The organism is Nocardioides sp. (assembly GCF_036401255.1).
Classification (GTDB): Bacteria; Actinomycetota; Actinomycetes; order Propionibacteriales; family Nocardioidaceae; genus Nocardioides.
In genome coordinates this window covers 1-2,522 of record NZ_DASWVI010000127.1, presented here as the reverse complement: position 1 = coordinate 2,522, position 2,522 = coordinate 1, and the positions used below count along the sequence as shown (strand labels likewise).

The following is a 2,522-nucleotide window of genomic DNA, read 5'->3' as shown; positions in this document are numbered from 1 at the left end:
GCCGCCCGAGCCACCCGAGCCGGCGTGCGTCGGCGTGGGGTCCGGGCTGGGCTGAGCGGCGGCGCGCGGGGTCGGGCTGGTGCCGGGCGGCGAGCTGTTGTCGCTGCCCTGCCAGGAGAACGCGACGTAGCCGCCGTCGGGGACGTGCTGGCCCCCGGCGCTGCTGGTGGCGTAGGTCCACCGGCCCGACTTGCCGTCGGACCAGTACAGCGCCCAGTAGGCATCCGCCGGGGGCGTGTTCACGCACGGGTCGTCGGCCGGCTTGCCCGACACGCGGCAGACGAATCCCTGCTGGCGCTGGACGTAGGTGAGCGGGAACCCGGCCGCCGGGAACAGCTGGGACGCGGTCTGCCCGCCACCGTCGGCGACGCAGCCGGTCTGCACGCCGCCGCCGAGCTCGTGGAAGTCCACGACCACGGTGACGCCGTCGGCCGACGGGCAGCCGGCGGCGCTGGCGGGCGCGGCGGGGAGACCGGCGTACGCCGCCGCGGCCAGCGTGGCCGCGGCGGCGATCCGAGACAGGATCCTCATGTCAGCGGGTGACGGTGAAGGAGCCGGCCGCCTTGCGGTTGCCGAACTGGCCGCGGATCTTGACCGTCGCCTTGCCGAACCGGCGCGGCACCTTGGTGCGCAGCACCGCGACGCCCTTGCGGTTGGCCTGGCCGGCGACGCCCTCGCCGGACCCACTCGACCGCTTCGCCGACCAGGTGATCTGGATCGAGAACAGCTCGCCCGGGGCCAGACCGCGGACCTTGACGACCTGCTTCTCACCCACGGCGACGACCCGCTTGAGCGTGAACGGCAGCGTCTTGGCGCCGAGCGCGCGGATCTTGACGGTGCCGAAGGCGCCGGCGGCGTTGGCGACCGTCACCTTGCTGGTCGCGGTCCTCGACGGGATGCGGACCCGCAGCGTGCCCTCGCCGGCCTTGGTCGCGTGGCCGAGCACCGACTGCTCGCCGAGCGTCGCGCAGAGCGCCTCGCCGGGGGCGGCACCGATCACGCCGACCGGCTTCTTGCCGCCGGCCTTGACGTACTCCGCGGCGAACAGCGCGTGCGGGTCGCCGGTGCCCGCGGGTGCGAACTGGAGCGCCGGCAGCGACTGGGCGGTGGCGCGGCGGAACTGGTCCTGCGTGGAGGCGTCGATCGGGGTGCCCTGGAGCGTGCGGCGAGCGGCGTCGTCGTACGCGATCGCGCCGAGGTCGCCCGCGTCGTAGTAGACGCAGTTGGCCACGTTGGCCGCCTGGTGCGCGCGGACCCAGGCGGCGGCGTCCGCGGCGGCCTCGGTGTCGCCGAGCGCGCCGAGCGCCCAGCCGGCGAGGCCGGTGCTGTTGGCGTTGGGGGCCTCGGTGCTGGTGCCACCGCCGAACGAGCCGTTGGCCCGCTGGGCGTCGAGGAGCCACTGCTCGGCGGCGTCGAGGTGGGTGGCGACGTCGGCGTCGTCGGCCTGGCCGAGGAGCGACAGCACCGCGATCGCGGTCACGTCGGTGTCGGCCGAAGCGGTGGCGTCGGCGTCGCAGCTCTGGCCCGCGGCGTCGGCGTCGGCGAAGTAGAGGCGGAACCAGCCGCCGGCGCACTGCTGGGCGAGCAGGAAGTCGGTGGCCGCGGCGGTCGAGGTGCTGCCGGCCGCGTCGAGGCCCTGGACGGCGTAGGCCTGGCCGATCACGTTGGCGTAGTCGGCCGCGCCGGCCTGGGTGGTGTCGACGTCGTCCTGGATGCGACCGGCGATCGATCCACCGGTCGCGACCCTGCCCTCGAGCTGGTCGACCAGGTTCGCACCGCCGTACGACGTCGGGTCGTCGCCCGCGGCCTGCGCGAGCACCAGCGCCTTGGCGGTGCCGCCGGCGGAGAGGACCGTGCCGTAGCCCGGGCTGGTGTAGCTCGCGAGGTTGGCGGCGAGCCGGTCGCTGACCGCCTGGACCGCCGCGTCCTGGCCACCGACCGCGTGCAGCGCGAGCGCCGCGTCGATGCTCAGCCCGTAGTCGTCGAAGTCGTACTGGTCGTTGTGGAGCACGCCGTCGGTGAGCTGGCCGGCCAGCCAGGCGGCGGACGCCGCGGCCGGCGCCGGGTCGGGCGCGGCCTGAGCCGCCTGAGCCGACGGGGCGAGCGCACCGAGCGTGGTGAGAGACAGGGCGGGCACGGCCAGCACGACGGCCGCACGACCCAGGAGGTGGTGCATCTGGAGTTCCTTCCCGCTGCGACAGCGGGAGGCGGTCGGGGGAGGTCCCCCGGGCGGCCACCCGCTGCTTTCCTCGACAGCGTGTGATCAGGACGCGTCGCATCGGGTGCTCCGGCTCGCCCCCGGCCCTTGGTGGTCGGGAGGCCTACGGTTGCGGGTCAGCGCCGGACTCGGACCGGCTTCCCCCGCTGCGGGCGTGATGAATGTGTTGAGTTGTTGAGATGGTGCGGGCGCAGCATATCGCTCGCGGCAGCCGCGCCTCGCGCCGGTCCAAAATGCCGAGTCGGCGCCAGTTTCCCGCCCCACGACGCCGAGTCGGCGCCAGTTTCCGGCGTGGGAGGAAACT

At 74.7% G+C, this 2,522-nt stretch carries 2 protein-coding genes; both read right to left on the bottom strand.

Annotated elements, in window-relative coordinates:
- Window positions 1-531 (bottom strand): hypothetical protein (locus tag VGD85_RS05730; RefSeq protein ID WP_331062481.1); only part of this gene is annotated, 531 nt, incomplete at its 3' end.
- Between the two features lies 1 nt (window position 532).
- Window positions 533-2,176: a hypothetical protein gene (locus tag VGD85_RS05725; RefSeq protein ID WP_331062480.1), complete on the bottom strand. Its 1,644-nt coding sequence runs from the start codon at window positions 2,174-2,176 to the stop codon at window positions 533-535.
- Window positions 2,177-2,522 lie beyond the last annotated feature (346 nt).